The following is a 24881-nucleotide window of genomic DNA, read 5'->3' as shown; positions in this document are numbered from 1 at the left end:
AAACATGCCTCTATTTCTTTACATCATTTTGAGGTTTTTCTCAACCTTCTCCCAATTTACAATATTCCAAAATGCCTTGATATAATCAGCTCTTTTGTTTTGATATTTCAGATAATAAGCATGTTCCCAAACATCAATTCCGAGAATTGGCGTACCTTTTACTTCAGCGATATCCATCAAAGGATTGTCTTGGTTTGGTGTTGAGCAAATCTTCAGTTTGTTGTCTTGAACTATCAACCATGCCCAACCTGAACCAAATCTACTAGTAGCTGCAGCATTAAATTCTGTTTGCATTTTATCCAAACTACCAAAATCTCTCACAATCATATTCATCAATTTATCAGAAGGACTTTGTTTTTTAGGACTTAAAATCTCCCAAAAAAACGAATGATTCCAATGCCCGCCAGCGTTGTTTCTCACCGCCGTGGAAGCTTTGCTGATGTTAGCTACGATATCTGCTAATGGCGTAAACTCCATGGGAGTGCCAACCACCGCTTTATTTAAATTATTAACATATCCTTGATGGTGCTTGCTATGATGAATCTCCATCGTTTGAGCATCTATGAAAGGTTCCAAGGCCGAATAAGCATAAGGGAGAGCTGGTAATGAAAATGGGTCTGCAACAGCAAATGCCTTTTTAGCTTCTGAAACTGAAATTTTCGAACCCAAAATTCCTAACATTAAAGACGATACAAAATTTTTCCTAGTCATATTCTTTACATTTATATAAATCAGACTTCAATTTAAAGAAAAATATGCAATTCTGGTTGGAAAAGATTGAAATCTTCCTTTAAAATAGACCAAAAATAGATAATTGGAGATAAATAGAAATGGGAATTTTAAAACTCGATTCTACTTAAAATGCTTCTTCCGAGGGTGATTTCGTCAGTATATTCTAAATCACCGCCTATCGGTATACCACGAGCGATGGTACTCACCTTAACATCTAAGTCTTTTAGCTTCTTTTTTATATAAAATGCAGTTGTGTCACCTTCCATAGTTGGGCTTAGAGCAAGAATGATTTCCTTAATTTCAGAATTGGCTTTTATCCTTTCTATTAAACTTTCAATGTTTAAGTCATTTGGGCCAATTCCCTGAATCGGCGAAATTATTCCTCCCAATACATGATATTTTCCTTGAAACTGACTGGTGTTTTCTATAGCTAAAACATCTTTAAAATCTTGAACAACAGCCAAAATACTCATATCACGGCGGTGAGAACTGCAAATCATGCAAATGTCAGAATCTGAAATATTATGACATTCTAAGCAATAGGTGGTTTTTTCAACCAAATTTATCAATGCATCGCTTAAATGCTGCGTTTGATTTTTTTCTGATTTTAGTAAATGAAGAGCTAAACGCAATGCTGACTTTTTACCTATTCCAGGCAATCGGGAGATTTCATTTACAGCGTCTTCTATGAGTTTTGAAGGGTAATTCAAAGTATTATTGATTATCTAAGTAAGATTTCAGCAGACATGCCTCTTTGGCAAATCGCATTCCGGATAGGCGTAAGATCTTCTACATCACCGTTTTTAACAGAACATTTTCCTTTGAAATGTATAATTAGCGTGCATTGTTCGGCTTGTTCTTTGGAGTGCTCACACACTTCCATGAGTGTATCTATTACAAAATCAAAAGTATTCACCTCATCATTAAATACCACAACAGAATATAGTTTGATTTCGTCAACTACGATTTCTTCTTCAATCAAAACTTCTACATCCGTCTCTGGGGCGTATTTCATTGTCAGTTCCTTAGGTTTATTTTACAAATTTATCAGGTTTTTGAAAAACTTACTTTAAAAGTATAAATAATTTTTCCCAAATAAAACTCATTTTGAAGGTAATAGTTTCAATTTCCTTAATTTAAATCATCTCTTTTCAGTTTCAAAAACTCTTTATTTTAAGGAATCTTTTACATTTAAGGCAAATTTCAACAAGGCATTATTACCACTCAAATTTAGTTTTCTGCAAATATTTGCTCGATGATTTTCTACGGTTTTAGAGCTTATAAAATTTTCGTCGGCAATCTGTTTTGTTGTTTTTTGTAGTGCTATTTCTTTTAAAATTAGCTTTTCCATTTTGGTTAATTCGCTGATTAACTCATTGTCATCATTTAAAAAAAAGGAAGAATTAGCATTATCAATTGAAATATAATATCCCCCAGCATATACATCTCTTATAGCTGTAACCAAATCATTGACTGCATCATCTTTAAAAACATAACCATTAATACCCAGTGCCATTGCAGCTCGAATAATGTCTGCATCTTTGTGCATACTCAAAATTACGATTTTGATGTTTTTGTGTTCTTTTAGCAGCACCTTCGCCACTTCAATGCCATTCATCATGGGCATATCTAAGTCTAGTGTAGCCACGTCAGGTTGTAAAGCTATTATTTTGTCTAAAGCTTCCTGACCGTTTGATGCCGAATCCAAAATCTCAAAATCTGCTTCATCAGATAATGCATCTTTCAAGCCTTTTAGAAATAATGGATGATCGTCTGCGATAATTATTTTTATAGTATTCATGGCTACATTTCACCCATAGGGGAATTTTTATTTATTGGAACATGGATTTGAAGTAATGTACCTTTACCCGAATCCGAAACGATATTTATTGTACCACCCAACAAGGCAACTCTTTCTTTAATCCCGAGAATACCTTGACCATTTATTTTTATATTTTGCTTAAATCCTATTCCATTATCTTGAAAGTTTATTTCAATCCTATCTTCTTTTTTAGCAATTTTCAAATCTATATGGGTAGCATTTGCATGTTTCATAACATTGTTAAACCCTTCCTGTAAAATCCTGTAAATATTGATCTCTAGGTCTTTTGAAACCACACCATCTACAGATTCCTTAATTTCAAGTTCAATTTTAAGATTAGACGAATTTTGCATTTTTTCGACCAATACTTGTATCGCAACAGTCAAGCCCATAGTACTCAAAATAGGTGGACGCAAGTTATACGACATCGCCCGGGTATCATCAAGGGTTTCGGTTGTGATTTCGAGTAAATCATTAAATGTTTCTTTAGTTTTATCAGAAATTAATTTTTCTTTTAATGACCGTAAAATTTTATTCCGAATCGTAAGTAAATTTTGACCTAACCCATCATGAATATCTGTAGCTAATCGCTGTCTTTCAGCCTCAATATTGCTAATTAGATTTTGAGAATATTGATTCAATGCCTCCATCAACTTTGCTTGATAGTATGTGTTTTCTTCTCTGATGATCCTGAACTTATCATTGACTGCCAAAGCCAAAAATACGGATTGGGTAACTACAGCGAAATGCATTGAATTTTTGACGATGAACGTATCCCTTAAAAGTCCGATGATATGAAGTTGAAAAACTAAGCCAAAGAAAATAAGACAAACTGTAGCCAATAATCCAAAAAGATAAGATGCAAAACCTTGTCGTTTAGCTGCCAAAATCGAGACAAACAGCAGTATGGCAATTAAAGAGGTTAGAATAGACATCGCTACTGCAAAAATATTGAAACCAACGGGATGCAAAAATGAAATAGCCAAAATCAAAAATACTAAAACCGTAAGGATTCGAAAGGTTTTGTATGCCCATGGTGCCAATTTTTCTAAATTGAAAAATTCTGATATAAAGCGATTGTTGAATATAAATGTAAAACACATAGCAATGGCCACGGTCTGATTACTCCAATAACCACTATTTGGAAAAATATATTGATAAACAAATCCATCAAAATAGGCAATCGCAATAGAAGAAAACATTACTTGTAACAAAAAAATAAGGTAAATTTTTTCATTTGTGATGAAATAGAATGAAAAATTATAAACCATTATCAATATTAATATTCCATATACCACACCTAAAAAGAACATTTTAAGTACATCACTTTCATAAAAATCAAATGTTTCAAGTAATAAACCAGTAAGGTTTCGTGGTTGTCCGTTTCCGTATGTTTTAAGGTAAAAGTCTGCTTCCTGATTTGGTAATAGCGTAATTTCAAATACTGGAGTTCGGTATTTTATGTGTCTCAAAGCAAATGGATAATTTACACCGACGACTGTATTCTCCACTATTTTACCATTGACGATTTTGTAAAAATAAACATCTTCATTTACAATACTTTCGAGAGACAAAAGCCTTTTGGTAACCGTTTTACTTGAATTTTTTAGACTAAATTTTAACCAATAATTTGAAAAAGAAATACCTATATTTAGGTTTGAAACAGATTTAAATTCTACATTTTTTACATTCAAAAGCTCACTAATACTCAAATTTCTTTGAGTATCTTCATAAACAACAGCGAGATTTTCTAAATTAATTATTTTCGTAAGACTATCAATATCAAACACTTGACCTCTGGAAGAAAAGGCAATCAGAAAAAATATCACATAAAATAAACGCCGAAACATACCAGTATCTTAATTTTTCGAATGAAGTCAAAAGTATTAAAGTTTTTAATAAAATAGATACTTCCATTTAAAAATGAGGGTTAACACCTATTTTTTGGACAAAATAAACTTTTCAATTTTGTGATTAATAAAAAAGACCAAAATGAAAACACCGAAAAAAATCTTCTCAATTATTTTTGCTTTCTTAGCCTTCTCATGCGAAACAACAGAAACTGTAGATCCCAATCCATTATCAACTAATCCCAGTGATTGTAAAATCTCAAAAATTTATTTTGGAGCCAATAAAAGCAGTGATTACGACTCTTTTTCTTTTAATGCTGACGGGACAGTTTCTCAGATTAAAAATCTTGAATCAGGAAAAGTTATACTTACTACAGATTTCACTTACAATAATGGAATCTTAAGCAGTCAAAAAAACTCTTCAATTGAGCTTAAATATTCTTATACTAACGGTGACCTTTCAAATGTACAACTTCAAGATGCCTATGGCACAAAAATAGGAGACTTCAAAGTAAACTTAAACTCAAGTAAGCAAGTAAGTAAACTAACTATTGCAAGTCCTAATGCAACTTATGCACTTTTTGATGGAGCTTCTTCCAATTTCACCTATGATACTGATGGCAATGTTAGCTTGATTGAAATCAAAGCCTCAAATGGACTTCTGCTATCCAAAGTTGAATATGGTGGTTTTGTTAAAATCCGCTCGCATTATACTACTTTGAAAGGTTTAATTTTTGATCAATTTACCAATCCAATAGATTTTTTCAGATTCCCATTGGTTTATAAATATTCCAACAATGCACCCACTACATTCAAATACTCAACCATCCTTGATGGAAATAATATGCCGACCTCAAGCATGACTGTTATTCAAGATGAAGAATACAGCAGAACCGCAAATGAAAGCGGCCTCCAGATTCAAAGAAAAACTATTAGGTCGAATGTTGGAAATTCTGGTTCAAATTTTTATGAGTATGATTTTTGCAAATAGAATTTGAATTTTTGTTTGTGCTCACAGCCATGAAAACTAAAATTTCAGCAAAAGATAAAAGAGCTAAAATGTTATTCTTTAAAATGAAGCATATTATCTTGAGTAAAAAATGAGGCTTAGCCACTAGTTTTTTTACAAACTATTAATTAAAGCTTTGCTCATTTAGGTAATTTAATTTAAAGTTGGTGTAAACGACAAATTCATCAAAATGAAATACCTCAGAATATTCATCCTCTATTTGCTAAGTCAATATGCAAATGCTCAGGGTTGTGTAACGCCGGTTTTTACTCAAATACCCCCGATTTGTGAGGGTGAAGTTGTTACATATACATTGCCTGAAACATCAAATAATGGAATAATGGGTACATGGTCGCCTGCCGAAATTGATAATTTTACTTCAATGATCTATGTTTTTACGCCCATACAAGATGGATTGCCTGAGTCACCTTGTTTTGAAAGCACCACCATGTCTATAACTGTGAAAAGCCCAACTGAGCCAACTTTTACTATTCCAAATATCTGCGAAGGAGAAAGTTATACTTTACCTACTACATCTTTAGAAGGCATTAGCGGTGCTTGGTCACCTGCTTTCAACAGTTCGGTCCCTGTCGATAATTACACTTTTACTCCTGCTCCAAATTCCTGTTCGAATTCTATTATGTTAAATATAATGACCACTCCACCTACCATGGAAAACCCTGCCACTTTCGCAAACATTGGGCCTTTGTGTGCTGGTACAAATTTTACTTTACCTTCAAGCTCAATCGAAGGTGTAACAGGAACCTGGACGCCAGCACCTAATAATACTGTAACAACTACTTACACTTTTACTTCCACTCCGCGGTATTGTGTAACTCCCTGGACAGGTATTCCGATGCTTGTTGAAATAGTACCCATTACTTCAGATACTATCAGTATTAGCTCTTGCGGAGATTTTATCTGGTCTGCTAATAATGTAACATACACGGCAACAGGAACTTATATTTTTGAAAACAATTGTCATAAAAAAACATTAAACCTAACCATAATCAATGCTGAGCCGGCAGCTGCACTGAGTTTTGATGGCATTGATGATCATTTACAAATTCCTCATAATGCAAGTCTTAACATGGAACAGTTTACCATTGAAACCTGGGTGAAATGGGGGCGTTCGGGTGCTGCAATTGATTTTATATGTGGCAAAGATTTAGAACAGATGGAAATTCATACAGGCGGAGAATTGAATAACAATATCCGGTTTATTCCTACCACTGGAGTCTGGTTAGATGGCGGCGTAAATACCATCACTCCTAATACATGGATACACCTGGCCTGTGTATACAATCCAAGCCTCGGTTTAGCTAAAATGTATGTCAATGGGGTAGATATTCCGCTAACAAATAATGGTTCAAATCCTTTAACTACGCCTGTGGTACCAAGCTCAACAGATATGATCATCGGTAAACGAAATACTAGTGAAAACTTTCCATTTGAGGGTCTACTGGACGAATTTCGGGTTTGGAACAGGGCTTTGAGCCAGGCAGAGATTCAAAACAGATACAATTGTGAAATTCCGACAAGTGATTGCGGGCTTGTGGTCAATCTGCATTTTAATCAAGGCTTGGCTAAAGGAGTAAATACTGCTATTACGATGGTAGCCGATTCTTCGGGTAACCAAAACAATGCTACTTTAAACAATTTCGACAAAAGTTGTGGTAATACAAATTCTAATTTTGTGGCTTTGGGCGGCGTAACGAGTGGAATTGCCTGCACCGCTAACACAATTCTACCCGTTTTCTCAGCTTTACCTTCTGCCTATTCAGGGACAGTGGTTTCACCATTACCTCAAATTTCTAACAATGGAATTGCCGGAACCTGGACGCCTGCTTTAAATAACCTGGCGACAACCACCTATACTTTCACTCCAAGTATTGGCCTTTGTGGAAATCTTGGTTCCACAGAGCTAACGCTTACTATTATACCTTGCCCTAGTGGCCAAACATTTATTTCTCCTAACGATAATATTTCCTCGGGTACAATCTTTCAAAAAGCCAATCAAAGTATCACGGCTACCAACAAAATTTCTGGTGGAAATACTATATACCAGGCAGGAAACACTATCAATATGAATCCCGGATTTGAGGTTGCGAATGGGGCCGTTTACCTTACAAAATTATTGGCTGGGTGTAATTAAAAACTTATAAGAAATTAGGTAAGTGCATCCTTCAAAAATGAGGGTTAACACCTATTTTTTAAATAAAGCTTTAGGGATATTTTTGTAGCGTTGTTATGCTATTCCAAGTTTTACAAAAAAAACATATAGACTATGAAACATTTTTTACAGATCAAAAACCTCCTTTTCTTTATTCTATTTGCCTTATACAGCTCAAATGTTTTATCAAGCAGTTATGTTGGCCCTATTCCTGAAACACAGGTAAGATTGAGCTACAAAGCTGTTAAACCAAAAATGCTACAAAGGTTTGATGTAGGTGCCTTGAACTTAAAAGACCTAATGCCACAAAATTCAGTGGTACAGACAAATACAGCTATTTCAATTGAATTGTCAGATTACAATACCATTTCTTCTCCGGGAAATACTTGGTTACAATATCAAAAGAATATCAATGGAATAAGTATGAATATTGGTGTTGCAAATAGTACCTCACCTCAATCCTGGACTTTGCCCGCAAGTCTGTTTGTTAATTTAAAAAACCCAGGAAGAAACGATTTTATAGCTCTTAATGAAGTACCCTCCGGCTTGGAAATTCCAGGTGCCAATAAAGTAATGCGAACGTATTATTTTGACAATAACGACCGCATAATGGAAGAATATGAACATTTCTTTATTGATAATGATGCCATTCTACATCTTGGAACGAGCTATGATTTGGAAGTAGGCGATGATGATATTTTTGATGAGCCTGACTATGAATATGCAGACGTACCTTTAGATTTAGGTGATAGTTGGGAGACTACCATGGAAGAGGTAGATTATGTTACAGATGTTACACTTACAAAATACATTCGCGATATTACGGTTGATGCTTTTGGTACAATTTCAACACCAAATGGAGTTTTCAACTGTTTGCGTATGGTTACTGTCGTTCAGGAATTTACTCGACCCGATGAAAATACAGCATTTACCCTGCTAGGAACCCGTTATGAGGTAGGTTTTATCACTAAAGAGGGCCTAATGTTTAATGCTGGAGTGTCTGCTACCAGTGGAGTAGCGAACTTGACCTACATGAATTATAAAATAATTGTTCCCACCGCTATCTTATCAGAAAATACCGATGTGGTGCTTAACAACGATGGGATTGGAGTAACGATAAACACTGATAATGACACAGCACATCCATCAGCAATTTTAGACATTAAAGATGACAATTTAGGTATTTTGATCCCGAGAATAGGTAAAGCAAACCGCCCTACTGACCCTGCTGAAGGATTATTGATTTATCAAATTGACCAAACACCAGGCTTTTATTATTTTGATGGGGCTGCTTGGAGAATTCTAAGTTCAAATGCTTCTGCCCGTGTGGCATCCAGTGAAATTCCTGAAAATACTGAGAAGTCTGCAACCTTAGTTCCCCAAATAAATTCTGGTTTTGGAAAATTACGCAAAGGCAAGACATTTATTCAATTTCAATCGCCAGTTGAAAACCCAGATAACATGATAATTTCACTCCAAATGGAAGGCGACGGCAAAGGGCTTTTTATTTCTAAAAAATCAAAGGAAGGCTTTGAGGTGAGTGAGCTAAGAAAAGGTAAATCAAATGCAAGTTTCTGCTTCAGCTACACTGAAAAACAATAATGCGAGGTTTGCAAAAATATTCCTTCTTGTTGAGCGGCGTTCTTCTGGGATTATCCTTCCCAAGTTATGAACCCGTCCCCACAGGCATATTGGCTTGGTTTGCATTCGTACCTTTTTTATTAGATGATCGAACAGCTTATACCTTCAAAAGCTATTTATTGAAAGCAAGTATTTTATGCATCTTTGCACTTTTGGTAGATGTTTGGTGGGTTAACCTTTACAGCTTTCAGGCGTATCTGGTATGTGTTTTTTCTCAATTTTTATTCTTATTGCTCCCACTTTTGGCCTTCTATTTTTTTAAAAAAAGATTTTCTTGGCATAAAGCTCTTTTGGTTTTTCCATTTATCTGGACACTTTCGGAATATTTGGCCCACAAAGCACCTCATGGTCTGCAAGTATACCTGCTGCCTTACACACAAGCTAATCATCCTTGGCTGATTCAGTTTGCCGACATCACCGGCATGTGGGGTATCAGTTTTTGGGTGATGACGATGAATTGTTTGATTGCCATGGCTTTGGTTTATAAAAAAGGTAAAAACTATGCTTATGTAGGCATTTGCTTGGCTATTCCACTATTGTACTCCTTTTATGTGGTAAAATTAAACCCCAAGAGTGTTTTGAGTGTGGCTGACAAAAAGACCAAAGTAAGCTTGATTCAGACCAATATAGATAGCTATGGTAAAGACAGTTTGATGGTTCAAAAAACTTTCGATCAAATTGTAACACTATCAGATTCTGCTGTGAATACTTCGCAGCCCGATTTGCTTTTATTGCCCGAAGCCGCCTTTCCCTTATCGCTGTTTCAGGATTCTGTGTTATTAGATTTCACAAAAAACGCCATAGCTGCCTGGCAAACTTCTGTAGCCATCGGTTACGTTGAATATCCCGAGGAAAACAACAAAGCTGTTTTCAGAAACAACGCCGTGGTTTTTACGCCACAACTGGCCATGTTTTGGGATTCATTAAAAATAAAACCAAAAGAGGTAAAGGTGTACCAAAAACAATTTGGATTACCCTTTGTAGAACTCATGCCTTATTTTGAAAAAACTCCAACTCCAAGAGGGTCGGCTATGGAAAGAGGCAATGAGCCCATGGCATTTTCATATAACAACTTTGCAAATGAAACCTTTAAAGTGGCTTTAAGTATTTGTTGGGAACAAATGTATCCTGAAAAAATAGCAGCCTTAGTAAACCAAAAAGCAGAATTTGTAGCCTTGATGAACAATGACGCCTGGTTTGGGAAAACTGCTGGCGGAAAGCAATTGTTGAGTTTTACACGACTGCGAGCCATCGAAAACCGCCGAACCATAGCACGTTGTTCCAACGGAGGCATCTCTTGTTTTATAGATCCATTTGGAAAAATTTATGGCGAAATTCCGTGGTTCACTGCTGCTTTTAGCACCCAAGATGTGCTATGCAATGCTAAAAAAAGCTTTTACACCCTGCACCCAGTATTTTTTATTGGACTTGTACTTGCAGTTTTCCTGGTACTCACAATTTATTTCGAATTTCAAGCAAAATATAACAATTTAAAATCATGAAAAAATCATTCCTTTACACCCTTTTACTCTTCCTTAGTTTACATTCATTTGGACAGACTTCGTCTTATTTTGGTCGCTATGCAGGAGGTGTAGGCTACAATCAAAATAATTTGCAAAGAGCCTCGGCTATTGGCTACAATGCTAAAGTTTCGGTAGACGACGCTTTGGTTCTGGGTGATACCTCACTTGTGAAAGTAGGCATTGGCCTTTCAAATCCACAGTATCGCCTCGATGTAAAGGGTGTTTTTAATATGCGAACTGCCTTCAATTCCCCCTCTTTCAAAATCAACGACCGAAATTTTCTGGAATTAGACGAAAAGGGGCTTTTTGTTTTGAATTCTTTCAAGATGAAATACGAAAACGAAAACCAATGGTCTGACAAGGTTTTTGATAAAAACTACAAGCTCCTTTCTCTTCAAGAAGTATCTCAATTTATAGCCTTAAACAATCACTTGCCCAATATTCCATCGGCTGAAGAGGTGGTGAAAAATGGTGTCTCGATCGACGAAATGGTTTCCAAATTGCTCGAAAAAGTAGAAGAACTGACACTTTATACAATACAGCAGCAAAAAGAAATTGATGTTTTAAAGAAGAAACTTAGAAACAAATAAATACAATAAGGCTTCAATAATTACTTCTTATTTGATACTCACTTCCTTTCATCTAAATTGGTTGGTTGGTTTTGCATTGAGTTTTGAATAAGAAATTAGAGAAGTTTCTACAAAAAAACAGCATGCCTGATTGTTAAAAAAATTTGATTTATATAAAAATGAAAACTAATAAAAAATTGTCCCTTAACGAAGAAATTATCAGTCTTGAAGCTGATATCAATTATACAACAATCTTATTTAAAGATGGATCAACTTTCTATTCTAGCTATACCTTAGGATTCTTCGAGAAGAAATATATTAATAATCCGAACTTTCTTAGAATCAACAGGTCAATTATCATTAATACCCATTTTTTAAATGAAATAAATGATGACAATGGAAAAACTTATGCCCAACTATTGAATGGAACACGATATAAGATTGCAAGAAGAAGAAGAATTGTGATTTCTGAAATCAAAGGTTTTTGATAGGAAATCTTGAATGAAACTTAATAAAACAATAAAGGCCTAAAACCTTTATTGTTTTATTTTCATTAATCCCAATCAATTAATTAACCTAGAATTAAGAAAAAGAAAACATTTAATATTTCACTTAAAAAGCGATTTTTTTTGCCGTTTTTTACACATATTTGTCGAAATATTTCATTAAATCTTTTTCTATGTCCCCCTATTTAGCCCTTGGAATTCTATTAATTTATTTCTTCATACTTATTACAATATCTATAGTTACCTCGAAAGGAGCTGATTCAAATTCTTTTTTTACAGCAAACAAATCTGTACCATGGTGGTTAGTAGCTTTCGGAATGATTGGAACAAGCATTTCAGGCGTTACTTTTATATCTGTCCCTGGAGCTGTGGGGGCAAAGTTCTTTTCATACTTTCAGATGGTTTTAGGTTTTACAGTTGGCTATGTTTTCATTGCAACAGTGCTTATGCCTTTGTATTATAAACTAAATCTAATTTCAATATATGGTTATTTAAAAACCAGATTTGGGTTTTGGTCCTATAAAACTGGCTCAGCATTTTTCCTTTTGTCTCGGACTCTAGGTTCAGCAGTTAGACTATATGTTGCTGCAAAAGTACTACAAATCGCCATTTATGATCCTTTAGGTGTTCCTTTTGAAATATCTGTTATTTTGACAATCTTACTTATTTGGGTTTATACATTCAAAGGTGGAATACAAACAATTGTGATTACAGACACATTGCAAACTTTCTTTTTGATTTCAGCCGTAGCAATGACAATTTACCTGATTAGCAATCAATTAGGATTGGGTTTTAGTGAAATGGCTAGTAAAGTGTACAATAGTCCGATGTCTGAAACTTTCTTTTTCTCAGGAGGTTGGGGTGATGCCAAAAACTTTTTTAAACTTTTCATAAGCGGAGCTTTCATAGCCATAGTTATGACGGGTTTGGACCAAGATTTAATGCAAAAAAATCTAACGTGTAAAAACATCAAAGAGGCACAAAAAAACATGTTCTGGTTTACTATAACTTTGGTAATTGTAAACATCATGTTCTTAAGTTTGGGTGCTTTATTGTATATGTATGCTTATCAAAAAGGCATCGAAATACCTAAATCAACAGATGATTTATATCCAATGATGGCCTTGAAAGTTTTTAGTGGCTCGGAGTTTGGTCTTGCAGGAATTTTGGTAGGAGTAACATTCTTGATTGGTATAACTGCAGCAACTTATGCAAGCTCAGACTCAGCTTTAACGGCCTTAACAACTGCTTTTTCTATAGATTTTATGGATGTAGAAAACAAAGTGGAAGCACAAAGAATGCGTATAAAAAATAGAGTTCACATCGCATTTTCGATAATATTTGTGATTGTGATTTTGATTTTCAATAAACTCAATAGCACAGACGTTATTTCGGCAGTTTATCAAATTGCCAGTTATACGTATGGTCCACTTCTTGGCTTATTTGCTTATGGAATTTACACAAAAAAACCAGTAATAGACAAATATGTCCCTTTCATTTGTATCGCCGCCCCTATCTTGACCTATTTTACTGTAATGTTGGTCGAAAACAATTTTGGATACAAATTTGGTTTTGAAAACCTGCTTTTAAATGGCCTTTATACTATTATTGGTTTGATGATTTTTAGAGGTAAACAATAAAATGTTTGTACTTAATAAATTTGTTTTAAGTTCTCTTATCATAACTTCAATTTTAAGTTCTTAAAAGTAAAACTATTAATTTTCAAAAAATGAAATAAAAAAAGCGAACCTTTACAGATTCGCTTTCTTTTAAATTCTATCAAAAAAAATTTTATTTCGCTACTTCTATGTTCGCTTCACGAGCATTGATAGTTTTACCTTTCATTCCGTCTATTACTTTACTTACGTCTTTGTGAGCAACTTCTATAAAGCTAAACTTATCATACATATCTATCTGACCAATCGCTCTTCCTGGAATCTTTGCTTCTGAAGCTATAGCTCCAACAATATGGTTTGGAGAAACATTGTCCTTTCTTCCAAGGTTTAAGAACAATCTCGTCATACCAGCTTCAGCTACTGAAGGTGCTCCTGGAGTTGCTCCAAATGCTCTTCTTGGTCTTCCGCCCTCTGGTGAGAATTCACGTGTTCTAGGTTTTGTTGAATCACCTCTTCTCTCAAAACTTCCGTTTCTTGAAGAATCTCCTCCTCTTTCAAATCCTCTTCCACCTGTTGGTCTTTCGTTTCTACCACCAAATCTGCTCTCAGTTCTTCTATCTCCTGTTCTACCTCCGTCGTCAGACAGTTCGTGATCTTTGAAGTTAGACTTCCTAGCTGTTCCTGCTTGCATACGCATTAGGGCAGAAACAATTTGATGTGTCAATATACCTTCTTCTTTTAATTGGTCTACTATTCCTTCAAAAGCCTCATTGTCTTCGTCTTGGATATTTGCTTTGATTTTCTCTACAAATTTCGCCTGACGAGCTTTGGTCATGTCAGCTTGCGTTGGTATTTGACCTTGTGGTATTGCAGATTTAGTATAATGCTCCAAATCTCTCATACGGTTACGGTCTCTTTTGCTGATAAACAAAAATGCTCTACCCAATTTACCTGCTCTACCTGTACGACCGATACGGTGTACATAATACTCAAGGTCCATTGGAAGGTCAAAGTTGAATACGGCATCAACACCGCTCACGTCAATACCTCTAGCTGCTACGTCAGTAGCTACCAATATTTTTGTATTTCCGTTTCTGAACTTGTTCATTACCTGATTTCTCGCCGCTTGACGTAAATCTCCGTGTAGTCCTTCTGCCGCATAACCTTGTGCTTGCAAATCTTCTACTAACTCATCCACTTTTGATTTGGTATTACAAAACACCAACATCAATTGTAAATCGTGTACATCTATCAATCTAACCATCAACTCAAACTTAGCTTCTCTTTTTACCAAGTAAAAAGTTTGGTCAATGTTTACGTTTGTGATTTCGTTTTTTGTTACTTTAATAATCTCAGGATCTTTCTGAAACTTCTTTGTGATATTCAAAATATCCTTAGACATCGTAGCTGAGAAAAGAACCGTTTGTCTTTCTGAAGGTGCATGAGACAAAATTTGCTCAATATCCTCTCTGAATCCCATGTTCAACATTTCGTCAGCTTCATCCAAAATAACCATCGAAATATTATCCAATTTCAAAGTTTTCTTTTCGATGTGGTCCATAATTCTACCAGGCGTACCTACTACTATCTGCGTACCTCTTTTAAGGTTGGCAAATTGACGCTCGTAAGATTCTCCTCCATAGATGGCAGTTACCAATAAACCTTTTTTGAATTTTGCTAATTTTGTAATCTGCTCTTTTACTTGTAGAGCCAACTCTCTTGTAGGGCACATAATCAATACTTGTGTGGCACGATTGCTCACATCTACATGCTCAATGGCAGGAATACCAAAGGCTGCAGTTTTTCCCGTTCCTGTTTGAGCTTGTCCGATTACATCTCTTCCTGACAACACTACCGGAATTGCGGCTGCTTGTATAGGAGTTGTATCTACGAAACCCATTTCTTCCACTGCTTGCAAAATAAATTCTGACACAGGGAAATCTGTAAACTTTACTGTTTGCATAAAATCTGTTTGTCGGGCGTTTCGCTAACGACCGAATTTTTGAAAAAAATAATAAATTTGAGGCGATTGCGATACGCCCTTACGTGAACATCACGGATTAATATCCGTTGCCTGCTCTGAAGGGAAAAAATTAAAGGGTCTCACAGACCTTTTGCCATTTGCAGAGTCTCGAACGGATAGTTCGATTAAAAACGATGCAAAAGTAAGGAGAATATTTTTGACTTGTATACCAAGAAAGGATTATTCTTGAAAAAAGACTATTTCCGATTGGTATTTCAATAAAATATAATCAAAATAGGTCAAAAATGAAAAAAAATCTTTTTTTTAAGGTTATTGTTTTTGCTGCAAAAGATAAATAAACTTACAAAATCGACTTAGGAACCACCCTCCTGCTCTTAACTTTTAATCTTTTAGCTAAATTTACTTCTTTATCTGGATTAAAGTTTGGCGTAATTTTCCATGAGTTGCCAGTCTGAAAATCCTCATTCATATTTTTCAAAATACCTTCAGAAAGCTTTTCAGAATCCACCAAAGCAAAACATTCTGTGTTGAGATTGGCACTTCTTGGGTCCAAATTGAAAGTACCAACTACCGCAATATGGCCATCAATCACCATGGACTTGGCATGAAGGCCAAAAATTGGCGTAAAATTCATTTTCTTTTGTAATGCCCCAGTCATTACTTTAAATCTTTCAGCCGCATCTGGCTTAAATTCATATATTTCGATGCCAGTTCTCAAAAGTTCCACTCGGTCTCTTTGATAACCGCTAAATGCCTCCGCATTGTCAGTTGAAGACATCGAATTGGTCAAAATCCTTACTTTAACACCCCTTTTAACAGCATTTCTGAAAACACTTTTTCCCAATTCTGTTGTAATCAAATAGGGCGTATTGATATCTATACTTGTCTTGGCTCCATTTATTAAACCAATCAATTCTTTGGTAGACTGCCCACCACCTTCTAAGCCATTTTTACCTTCATTTTTTCCTGGCATATCAGACACAAATCTCACATTATCAGACCAAACTATAGCTTCTGATTGTATTATTTTTTGAAATGTGGCAGGAAACTCGTTTAATTCTTTTCGGACTTGGGGCCAAAAGTTATCAGGATTACATGCATATTGATGGAGTTTTTCATAAGCATCACCTTTGTATTGTATTTTATCTGCACTCAATTTTGAAACTGGCACACTCAATTCACTTTCCCAAAACTGTACAAATGAGTCATTTATTTGAGATACTGATTTGCCTATTAATAATATATCTCTGTCTCTGAAATTATATTCATGATCATAATCAAAATATTCATCTGCAATATTCCTTCCGCCGGTTATAGCTACTTTTTTGTCAACAATAAAGGTTTTATTATGCATCCTAAGGTTAGCATTTCTATAATCACTCACAAACTTCCCGATTTTCTTAAAAATGTTTTTACCCAAATTTACGCCTGGATTATAAATCTTGATTTCAATATTAGGATGAGCTTCCATGCTTAGAATATCCTCAAGTTCAGAGTCCACCATCATATCATCCACCAAAAGTCGGACTTTAACGCCTCTATCCGCAGCTCGAATCAAGTAATCACAAGCAATGAGGCCTACATTGTCAGTCGAAAATATAAAATACTGAATATCAATACTTTTCTCAGAATTTTCGGTAAACCAAGCACGAGTAACCAATGAACCTCCACCATCCTCAAGCACATAAGCGGCAGTTTGATTTTTCATTTTCTCTGAAAAACCCTCAAGATATTTTTGAATTTGCCCACCTTCTTTTTGGTGTATTTTAGAACAAAAATCTATTTTGCTTTCCTCTTTTTTAGTTTCTTTCGAACAAGAGAAAAGCACGATACATAAAAAACTTGCACCAATTATTTTAAGCATAAATTTACTTTACCAAAAACGCCGCATTAGCCATCATCAACTTCCCGCCATACCAAAAACCTCTAAATATTGGACTTTCTAACATATAGATAATTTTACCTTTTCCTATATCCTGAACTCCATATACTGGTACATCTTTCATCGAAGCTTTGGCGTTATTTCCTACAAAACCACTCATGTGCTCTCCAAGTTTACCTACATTCCAACCGTTTTTAAGAAATTCATTATTTAATACACTTCTTACCATCACATAAATATCAGAATTGTATCCATAAGCCAATGGGTGGGTATTGTCAAGCTTAACATTGTAAATAGCCCCTGGTATTTGATCTGAAATAGCATCTCTTTCTCTAGCACCATAAGTTTTGGAAGAATCTTGGGCTTTGTCTGATTTACTTTTTGATTGAAGTTCAATGCCATCTTTTCCTTGAAAATAAGAATTAGCATCTTCCATCACTATCAATCTTCCTCCGTCACTCACCCAACGTGTAATCTCTTTGTGATCATTGATGATTTTCCCATAGCTGCCGTTTGGCAAAATCAAAACATCAAACTGCCATAAATCAACTCTTGAAAAATATGAGCCATCGATTAGCGTTGAAGGATATTCCAATTGTTTATCAAAGAAATGCCAAACATCTCCTGCCGCTGTTGGCGTAACACCAGCACCGATTACAATACCAATTTTTGGAGGCTTAACAATATCCACCGAACCCGAGCCTAAATCTGGGCCGTTCTCAACTAAACCTGATGTCAATGCATTTAAGTTGAGGCTATACTTTGCAGCTATGCCTAAAACTTTACTTTCAAAACTCTCACCTAATCCTTCATTTCCTTTTCTAGTTATGAGCAATGTCCCGCTTTTGTAAGATTTTCCGTTGGCTTTAAATGGAGATTCTTGAATTCTTACCTTTATTTTTTCTTTTAAAAGTTCGGCTAAAAGCCTAGACGATTCAAAAGAGTTAATTTCTGAAGCAAATGCAAATACTTTTTTACCAGCTGGAGTTGCAGAAATCTGACTAAAAACTGGTTTGGCATCATTACCTGATATTTTCTGCGTCGACGCAAAAGCCTTTAAATCAAATGCATAAGGAAGGGCCCATGCTGTAATATCATAAGTATTTGAATCTTCAAGATATGATTTTGGTTCAAAAAGAATCTTTGTTAAAACGCCTTTGGGCTGGAAAGAATTAACTATCAGGTCATTTTCTTCAATACTAAATGACTCCTCTTTTTGATTTTGGAAATTGAAACCATTGCCAGAAGATTTTTTACTTGCAAAACTATAGGTAATACCCATTTTGTCTAATTGCTCAGTCAAAGCCTTAATATTCGCTTCACTGTCTTTAAATTTCATTACATAGCTTTTGTATTTTCCATAACCTTTGTTTTTTGGTTCTTCAAAAAACTTAATGAACTCTTCAATCGTTTTTTGTGAATTATCAGAAATGGCTGACAAAGTACCCAAGCTTGTAGAATATGAATGAGCTATCCTATCTTTAAGCGTAAGTGTATCTCCATCATTTCTCATAAAAGACAAACCCGACCCTCCACCACCAGCCTGCTCGAATGTCATAGCGATAGCACCGTTATATGAAGGATACGTATCTCCGTAGCTTGGATAAAACAAATCGTAGTTCTCTTTGGTATAATACAACCAACCTTTGTCGTCAAAATTTTTCTTATTGTACTCTCCCAATTTCTCTTGAAACTCTCTTTGCCACAGCGAAAGATCCTCATGAAAAGGTTTTGCAGACGGTGGAAAATAATAGGTAGAATTAGGGCTCATTTCGTGAAAGTCAGAATGCAAATGTGGCATCCAGCTATTGTAAAACTTAATACGCTGTTGGGTTTCTTTCTGCGTTTGCCAAGCTATGTCTCTGTTTAAGTCAAATAAATAATGATTAAACCTTCCACCTGGCCAAGGTTCATGATGCTCTACAGAAGCTGAATGTAGATCTGGGCTTGAACCTAAATATCGATTGTACCAAGTGCTATATCTATCAAATCCATCTGGGTTTACACATGGATCTATCAATACTAAGGTGTTTGAAAGCACTTTTTTACTTAAATCAGAAATGCCCGAAGCTAATTCATAAACCACCTTTACCGAAACCTCCGCACTTACGGCCTCGTTTCCGTGGACATTGTAAGATAGCATAGCAATTGCCGGGATATTTTTATTTTTTACTCCATCTAACAAGCCAATATTCCGAAGATTGGATTTTCTAATTTCTTCTATATTCTGAATATTTTCCTTAGATCCAATGGCCACTATCATTTGTGGTCGACCTTCGGCAGTATAACCTAAAGGAAAAATTTTAACATTTTCAGGTTTATTAGCAGCCACATATTCCACGTAGGATATCAGCTGATGATGAAAATGAAACTTGGACCCTGTGCTATTTCCAAGATATTCTTCTGGAGATTTTATAGCTTGTCCAAATAAATTTGAGCTTAAAAGAATTAAGCAAATGGCTAGTTTGTTGATATTGAGCATTTGAGATAAAATGTTATACCTCAAAAATAAGGATAAACCTTAAAGCATCAAAAATAAGCTAGAAAAATGACCAAAATAAATTAGAAATATCTACTAAAAACCTCAAAATGACCAATAATTTACTTTTTTTTATATTTCATTGAATTTTTAGAAGAACTTTGCACAAAATCAATTTATTTGAAATTAACATTTGCACAGTAAAAATAATCGTTATACTTTTGCACCACGATAACGGAAACGGTATCGGTCATTTAGAAAAAATGATGTTTTTTAACGCAAATTTTCGATAAATGGGACCAGTCGGCCCTATCGTCTAGCGGTTAGGACACGTCCCTTTCACGGATGAAACCGGGGTTCGATTCCCCGTAGGGTCACAAAGATGTGAAGTGAAAATTAAGAAGCCTCAAATGCAAATTTGGGGCTTTTTTTTGTGCAAATTTTGGATCAAGCAAAAAAGTTGGGGGGGAATCTAAATAGTTATTTACTTCGTGTAAAAAATTAAGAACTTGATTGATATTTTTTTCGAAATTTGGAAGAATAAGAATAAATTAAGGATTTAAAATGGACATAAATAAATATCTAAGGAGAATTAATTATAAAAAACTACACACCGTTGATGAAAAAACATTAAATTATCTACATGAAACCCACGTATTAAATATTCCATTTGAAAACCTTGATATACATTTTAAGATTTTAATTGATTTAGATTTAGACAGCATTTACAGGAAAGTAATAGAAAATAAAAGAGGAGGATTTTGCTATGAGTTAAATTTTCTTTTTAGTTGGTTACTTTTAAATTTAGGGTTTAAAAGCAGAATAATTGCATCAAGAATTTATGATGATAAAGGCAAAATAGGGCCAGAATATGACCACATGTCTATTTTTATTGAAATTGACAATAAACAATATTTAGCTGATGTAGGTTTTGGAGATTTATTTGTAAAACCTTTAGAAATTAAAATAGGATTTCAAAGTGATGGTAGAAATCAATTCATAATTGAAAAATCAAATGATGAAGATTATATTTTATCGATGATTACTGAAGAATTTGTCATTCAAAAAAAATACATTTTCAGCTTAAATAAAGTTAAAATTAGTGATTTCGAAAAAATCTGTTTCGAAAAACAAACTAATCCATTATCGTACTTTGTTAAAAACACAATCTGTACAAAACCAACAAAATCAGGGCGTTTGACTATTTTTAACAACAAAATTATTGAGAAAAAAGGTAAGAAAAAATTTGAAAAATTGATAAATAACGAAGACGAATTAAGATTGTCTTTGAAAACCTTTTTTAACATTGTTTTAAAAACACCAATTTCATGAATTTAAGACTAGAAAAAAGACAGATAGATTACTATGACAAAATCACTGATAAATTAGTCGGAGAAATTGAAATTATAGATTTTCAAATAGAAATTATAAAAAAAAGATTTTCAATCCCTAAAGATGACCCTTATGTTTATAATCCTTATCAAATTACAATAACAAATGTTGATTTATTCCCATATGTAATCTTTGACTTTAATCTGCATGATTATTTTTTAGCTTGTTACAGTAGATAATTTGTAGAATCAAATACATCGATTTATTTTTAAAACAAACAATTATTAAAATTATTAAAGAGTTTATTTTACTCAAAAACAATCGAATCTAAGAATAATATTCAAATTCTTTAATTAAATTAAGCCTTTAAATTAGCCGTTTTTTTTTACAATTTCTAATTACAAAATTCACCAAATCCATTTCTATAAGAATTATCTACTCTATATATTTCAAACTTTGAACTATGCAAACTTTAACCTTTCTTGTTTCGCCCAAAAAAAAACCTGCCTCAAATAATTGAAACAGGTTTTTTCAAATTCAGAAATATCTAATTCAAAGAACAGCCAAAGCCTTCTCTATTCGTGCTATCGCTTTTTCCTTACCTAAAATCTCTATGGTCAACATCAAATCTGGGCCTTTGCCTTGGCCTGTAATAGCTAGACGTAATGCTTGCATAATTTTACCTGGTTTTATGCCTTCAGCTTCTAATCCAGCAAATAATGCGTCATGGATATTCTGAGAATTAAAATCCTCTACAGTTTTCAAAACCTCAGCAACTTTCGGCATAGCGGTTTTAGCCAATTCGTCCCATTTCTTTTGAGCTATTTCATCATCATAAGTTTGAGGTTCTTCAAAAATGTAAGGAATTTCAGACAGCATTTCTTTTGTGAATGTCACTCTATCTTTCATCAACTTTACAATCTTTAAAGACAAATCCGCATTTTTTATTTCGGAATCTATCTCTGCGGTTAAAACAGCATCATCTTTTTGACGCAAATACATTTGATTGTACCACTTGGCCTTGTTTACATCAAACCTCGCTCCAGACTTGTGTATATGATGAATATCGAAAGCCGAAATCAGTTCCTTCATGTTCATGATTTCTTGGTCGTTCCCAGGATTCCAACCTAAAAAAGCCAAAAAGTTTACAACAGCGTCGGCATAATAGCCATCTTCTCTGAATCCTCTTGAAAAATCTCCTGTGACTTTATCTTGCCACTCTAATGGAAACACCGGAAAATCCCCCAAAACTCCATCTCTTTTACTCAATTTGCCATTACCTTCAGGCTTTAATAATAGCGGCAAATGTGCAAACTCAGGAGCTTTCCAACCGAAAGCTTTGTATAACAAAATATGCAATGGAGCAGAAGGAAGCCACTCCTCTCCTCTTATCACATGAGTAATTTCCATTAAATGATCATCAACAATATTTGCCAAATGATAAGTTGGCATACCGTCCGACTTCATCAAAATCTTATCGTCTATGGTTGAAGAATGTACCACAACCCAATCTCTTACGATATCTTTAAAGCGAATTTCATCCTTCAATGGCACTTTGAGCCTAATTACATGAGGTTCGCCCGCAGCCAATTTTGCTGAAACTTCGTCAGAAGAAAGTGTCAATGAATTTTTCATCTGCATTCTGGTTACAGAATTGTATGAAATATTGTCAACTTTGGCCTCCTCTAAAGTTTTTCTTAAGGCATCCAACTCCTCCGAAGTATCAAAAGCATAATATGCCTTACCACTTTCTATCAATTCCTGAGCGTATTTGGCATAAATTTCTTTTCTTTCAGACTGCTTGTATGGGCCAAAATCACCCCCTTGTTTTACGCCCTCATCAATGTTTATTCCAACCCAACCTAAGGCTTCTTGAATATATTCTTCAGCTCCATCTACAAATCGCGTCTGGTCAGTATCTTCGATTCTTAGAATCATGGTACCACCCATTTTTTTTGCAAAAAGATAATTATACAAGGCTGTTCTAACGCCACCGATATGCAAAGGTCCTGTTGGACTTGGGGCAAATCTTACTCTAACACTCATAAATATTGATTAAAATTGAGGTGCAAAAATAACACCTCGTATAGGATTATGTATTTAAAACTTTTATTTTTCTTTTTTGATTACCAAAAACAGCGAACTCCCAAAAGGAGATTTTGGCAAAATCTTACGCTCCAGATTACAAATAGAAAAGAAGATTTGATTGATAAAATTCGAAGGCATCGCTACATCAGACTTGATGTTATCCATATTTACCAAACCCATTTTGAGCTTAATTTTTTGAATTAGCCTTACAGCTAAAATCAATGGAGAAAGCATTAAGGACCAATAGGTACTTTTCGCTATTTTCAAATCCGGACTCTCTTTCAAATATCCTTGAAAATCAGATAAAACAAATCTTTTCTTAGCACCTACGGCTATATCGTGCGTACCACTGAAAATAGGAAAAGCTTGATTGTTTGTAATAAAAATGCCTCCTGGCTTTAAAAATTTTCCAATTCCAGAAATAGTTTCTTGAATGGTGATATCATCAAATTGATACAAGACATCATCCGAAATTATTATATCAAAACTTGCTATAGGATAGGCTCCATTTAAATCAGTTATGTCTTTTTTGGTTACATCTAAATTTCTACTATTTGAAAATTCTACTGCATCATCATTAAAATCAAAACCACAAACACTCTCAAAACCTTGGTTTTTAAGCTTTAACATTAAACCTCCAGTTCCACAGCCTGCATCTAGAATTTTTATAGATTTATCATTTTTCGCAAAAGCATTAACCTCTATTAATACTCGCTCATGTAGAATTTTATACCACCAAAGGTTTTCTTCAACATTAAACATGGCAGCATATTCTTCCGAATTCAACAGCATATTTTAAGCAACTTCGTTTTCAACTACTTTAATTTCTGGTTTGTGATAAACGGTAGAGTTTGCAGGAACACTCTTTGTCAACCAAACATTTCCACCGATTGTGCTATTTTTACCAATTATGGTTTCACCTCCCAAAATAGTAGCTCCAGAATAAATCACCACATTATCTTCTACTGTTGGATGACGTTTTTTGTTGGCCATATCTTTGTCTACACTTAATGCTCCTAAAGTAACGCCTTGATAGATCTTGACGTTATTACCAATATTGGTTGTCTCTCCTACTACCACGCCAGTTCCGTGGTCAATGAAGAAATATTCCCCTATTTTTGCCCCTGGATGTATATCAATACCTGTTTTGGAATGTGCATATTCAGTTAATATTCTGGGAATTAAGTTTATTCCTAAACTATTCAATAAATGGGCAAGTCGATAAAAAGAAATTGCATAAAATCCTGGATAAGCCCTTATTATTTCAAATTCACTTTGGGCTGCAGGATCTCCTTTTAAAATAGCTTGAACATCTGTATTTAACAATCTAAACAGTTCAGGAATTGTATCATTGAAAGCACTCACTTTTTCCGCAGCATCACAGCCTTTACATTGGTCTGTGGTTTCGAGCAAATGTTTCAGTTCATTACCTAAATTCCAAAATTCACCCTCAATTTCATCAATACTCCTAAAAAAATCCTTGGCTTGCTCTGGATATAAAAGCCTAATTACTTTGGTTGCCCACGAAGCGATGTCTTTGGTCAACGGAACTGCTTCTGTATTTTGGTGCTTTTCGAATATATATTTTAAGAATTTCTGATCCATTATCAATAATTGTTTTGAATTAAACATTGTAACGCTGGTGTGGGTTCATAAAGCAATAAACAAAAAATGA

At 34.6% G+C, this 24881-nt stretch carries 20 protein-coding genes and 1 tRNA gene; 10 read left to right on the top strand and 11 right to left on the bottom strand.

Annotated features, from left to right (window positions below):
- Nucleotides 1-18 precede the first annotated feature (18 nt).
- The 5 genes from EGI22_RS23570 to EGI22_RS23550 form a co-directional block, all read right to left on the bottom strand.
- Nucleotides 19-711, bottom strand: a complete 693-nt coding sequence (locus EGI22_RS23570) for a superoxide dismutase (protein ID WP_255071148.1) — start codon at nt 709-711, stop codon at nt 19-21.
- A 128-nt stretch (nt 712-839) separates the two neighbouring features.
- Complete coding sequence (gene recR, locus EGI22_RS23565; protein ID WP_255071146.1) at nt 840-1442, bottom strand: recombination mediator RecR; 603 nt, start codon at nt 1440-1442, stop codon at nt 840-842.
- 11 nt (nt 1443-1453) lie between these two features.
- Entirely contained in the window at nt 1454-1747 is a 294-nt protein-coding gene (locus EGI22_RS23560) for an ATP-dependent Clp protease adaptor ClpS (RefSeq protein ID WP_255071144.1), read from the bottom strand.
- Between the two features lie 153 nt (nt 1748-1900).
- Nucleotides 1901-2533 (bottom strand): response regulator transcription factor, encoded by a 633-nt coding sequence (locus EGI22_RS23555; RefSeq protein ID WP_255071142.1) that lies wholly within the window; start codon nt 2531-2533, stop codon nt 1901-1903.
- Between the two features lie 2 nt (nt 2534-2535).
- Nucleotides 2536-4404, bottom strand: a complete 1869-nt coding sequence (locus tag EGI22_RS23550) for a 7TM diverse intracellular signaling domain-containing protein (RefSeq protein WP_255071141.1) — start codon at nt 4402-4404, stop codon at nt 2536-2538.
- 142 nt (nt 4405-4546) lie between these two features.
- On the opposite strand from EGI22_RS23550, the gene EGI22_RS23545 reads away from it, so the two are divergent.
- The 7 genes from EGI22_RS23545 (at nt 4547) to EGI22_RS23515 (ending at nt 13465) form a co-directional block, all read left to right on the top strand.
- The gene (locus tag EGI22_RS23545) at nt 4547-5395 is read left to right on the top strand and encodes a hypothetical protein (protein WP_255071139.1); all 849 of its coding nucleotides are present in this window, start codon (nt 4547-4549) and stop codon (nt 5393-5395) included.
- A 208-nt stretch (nt 5396-5603) separates the two neighbouring features.
- On the top strand, nt 5604-7568 hold the full coding sequence (locus EGI22_RS23540; protein WP_255071138.1) for a LamG domain-containing protein: 1965 nt from the start codon (nt 5604-5606) through the stop codon (nt 7566-7568).
- Nucleotides 7569-7700: 132 nt separating this feature from the next.
- A complete protein-coding gene (locus EGI22_RS23535) occupies nt 7701-9188 on the top strand; it encodes a hypothetical protein (RefSeq protein ID WP_255071137.1) in 1488 nt (495 codons plus the stop codon).
- Nucleotides 9188-10729, top strand: coding sequence for an apolipoprotein N-acyltransferase (gene lnt / locus EGI22_RS23530; RefSeq protein ID WP_255071135.1), 1542 nt, complete (start codon nt 9188-9190; stop codon nt 10727-10729). The genes EGI22_RS23535 and lnt overlap by 1 nt, the downstream gene beginning before the upstream one ends.
- Nucleotides 10726-11340 (top strand): hypothetical protein, encoded by a 615-nt coding sequence (locus EGI22_RS23525; RefSeq protein ID WP_255071134.1) that lies wholly within the window; start codon nt 10726-10728, stop codon nt 11338-11340. Before lnt ends, EGI22_RS23525 begins: the two co-directional genes overlap by 4 nt.
- Before the next feature lie 158 nt (nt 11341-11498).
- Entirely contained in the window at nt 11499-11807 is a 309-nt protein-coding gene (locus EGI22_RS23520) for a LytTR family DNA-binding domain-containing protein (protein WP_255071133.1), read from the top strand.
- A gap of 191 nt (nt 11808-11998) precedes the next feature.
- On the top strand, nt 11999-13465 hold the full coding sequence (locus EGI22_RS23515; RefSeq protein WP_255071131.1) for a sodium:solute symporter: 1467 nt from the start codon (nt 11999-12001) through the stop codon (nt 13463-13465).
- A 151-nt stretch (nt 13466-13616) separates the two neighbouring features.
- On the opposite strand, the gene EGI22_RS23510 is transcribed toward EGI22_RS23515, so the two are convergent.
- From EGI22_RS23510 to EGI22_RS23500, 3 genes are all read right to left on the bottom strand, one after another.
- Nucleotides 13617-15404: a DEAD/DEAH box helicase gene (locus EGI22_RS23510; RefSeq protein WP_255071130.1), complete on the bottom strand. Its 1788-nt coding sequence runs from the start codon at nt 15402-15404 to the stop codon at nt 13617-13619.
- A 361-nt stretch (nt 15405-15765) separates the two neighbouring features.
- Nucleotides 15766-17289, bottom strand: a complete 1524-nt coding sequence (locus tag EGI22_RS23505; protein WP_255071129.1) for a phosphatidylserine/phosphatidylglycerophosphate/cardiolipin synthase family protein — start codon at nt 17287-17289, stop codon at nt 15766-15768.
- A gap of 4 nt (nt 17290-17293) precedes the next feature.
- Entirely contained in the window at nt 17294-19789 is a 2496-nt protein-coding gene (locus EGI22_RS23500) for a M14 family zinc carboxypeptidase (RefSeq protein ID WP_255071127.1), read from the bottom strand.
- 302 nt (nt 19790-20091) lie between these two features.
- Between EGI22_RS23500 and EGI22_RS23495 the strand changes: the two genes are divergently transcribed.
- The 3 genes from EGI22_RS23495 to EGI22_RS23485 all read left to right on the top strand — a co-directional run bounded on the left by EGI22_RS23495 (nt 20092) and on the right by EGI22_RS23485 (nt 21357).
- Nucleotides 20092-20163 (top strand) — tRNA-Glu (locus EGI22_RS23495).
- Nucleotides 20164-20350: 187 nt separating this feature from the next.
- Nucleotides 20351-21118 (top strand): arylamine N-acetyltransferase, encoded by a 768-nt coding sequence (locus tag EGI22_RS23490; RefSeq protein ID WP_255071125.1) that lies wholly within the window; start codon nt 20351-20353, stop codon nt 21116-21118.
- The gene (locus tag EGI22_RS23485; protein WP_255071124.1) at nt 21115-21357 is read left to right on the top strand and encodes a hypothetical protein; all 243 of its coding nucleotides are present in this window, start codon (nt 21115-21117) and stop codon (nt 21355-21357) included. Before EGI22_RS23490 ends, EGI22_RS23485 begins: the two co-directional genes overlap by 4 nt.
- 313 nt (nt 21358-21670) lie before the next feature.
- On the opposite strand, the gene gltX is transcribed toward EGI22_RS23485, so the two are convergent.
- The 3 genes from gltX to epsC form a co-directional block, all read right to left on the bottom strand.
- Entirely contained in the window at nt 21671-23164 is a 1494-nt protein-coding gene (gene gltX, locus EGI22_RS23480; protein ID WP_255071123.1) for a glutamate--tRNA ligase, read from the bottom strand.
- Between the two features lie 63 nt (nt 23165-23227).
- A complete protein-coding gene (locus EGI22_RS23475; protein WP_255071122.1) occupies nt 23228-23998 on the bottom strand; it encodes a bifunctional 2-polyprenyl-6-hydroxyphenol methylase/3-demethylubiquinol 3-O-methyltransferase UbiG in 771 nt (256 codons plus the stop codon).
- Between the two features lie 3 nt (nt 23999-24001).
- Entirely contained in the window at nt 24002-24811 is an 810-nt protein-coding gene (gene epsC, locus EGI22_RS23470; RefSeq protein WP_255071120.1) for a serine O-acetyltransferase EpsC, read from the bottom strand.
- Between the last annotated feature and the right edge of the window lie 70 nt (nt 24812-24881).

The sequence above is a fragment of the Lacihabitans sp. LS3-19 genome (genome assembly GCF_024343575.1).
In the GTDB taxonomy this organism is placed as follows: Bacteria; Bacteroidota; Bacteroidia; order Cytophagales; family Spirosomataceae; genus Leadbetterella.
This window is presented reverse-complemented; position numbering and strand designations above follow the sequence as displayed.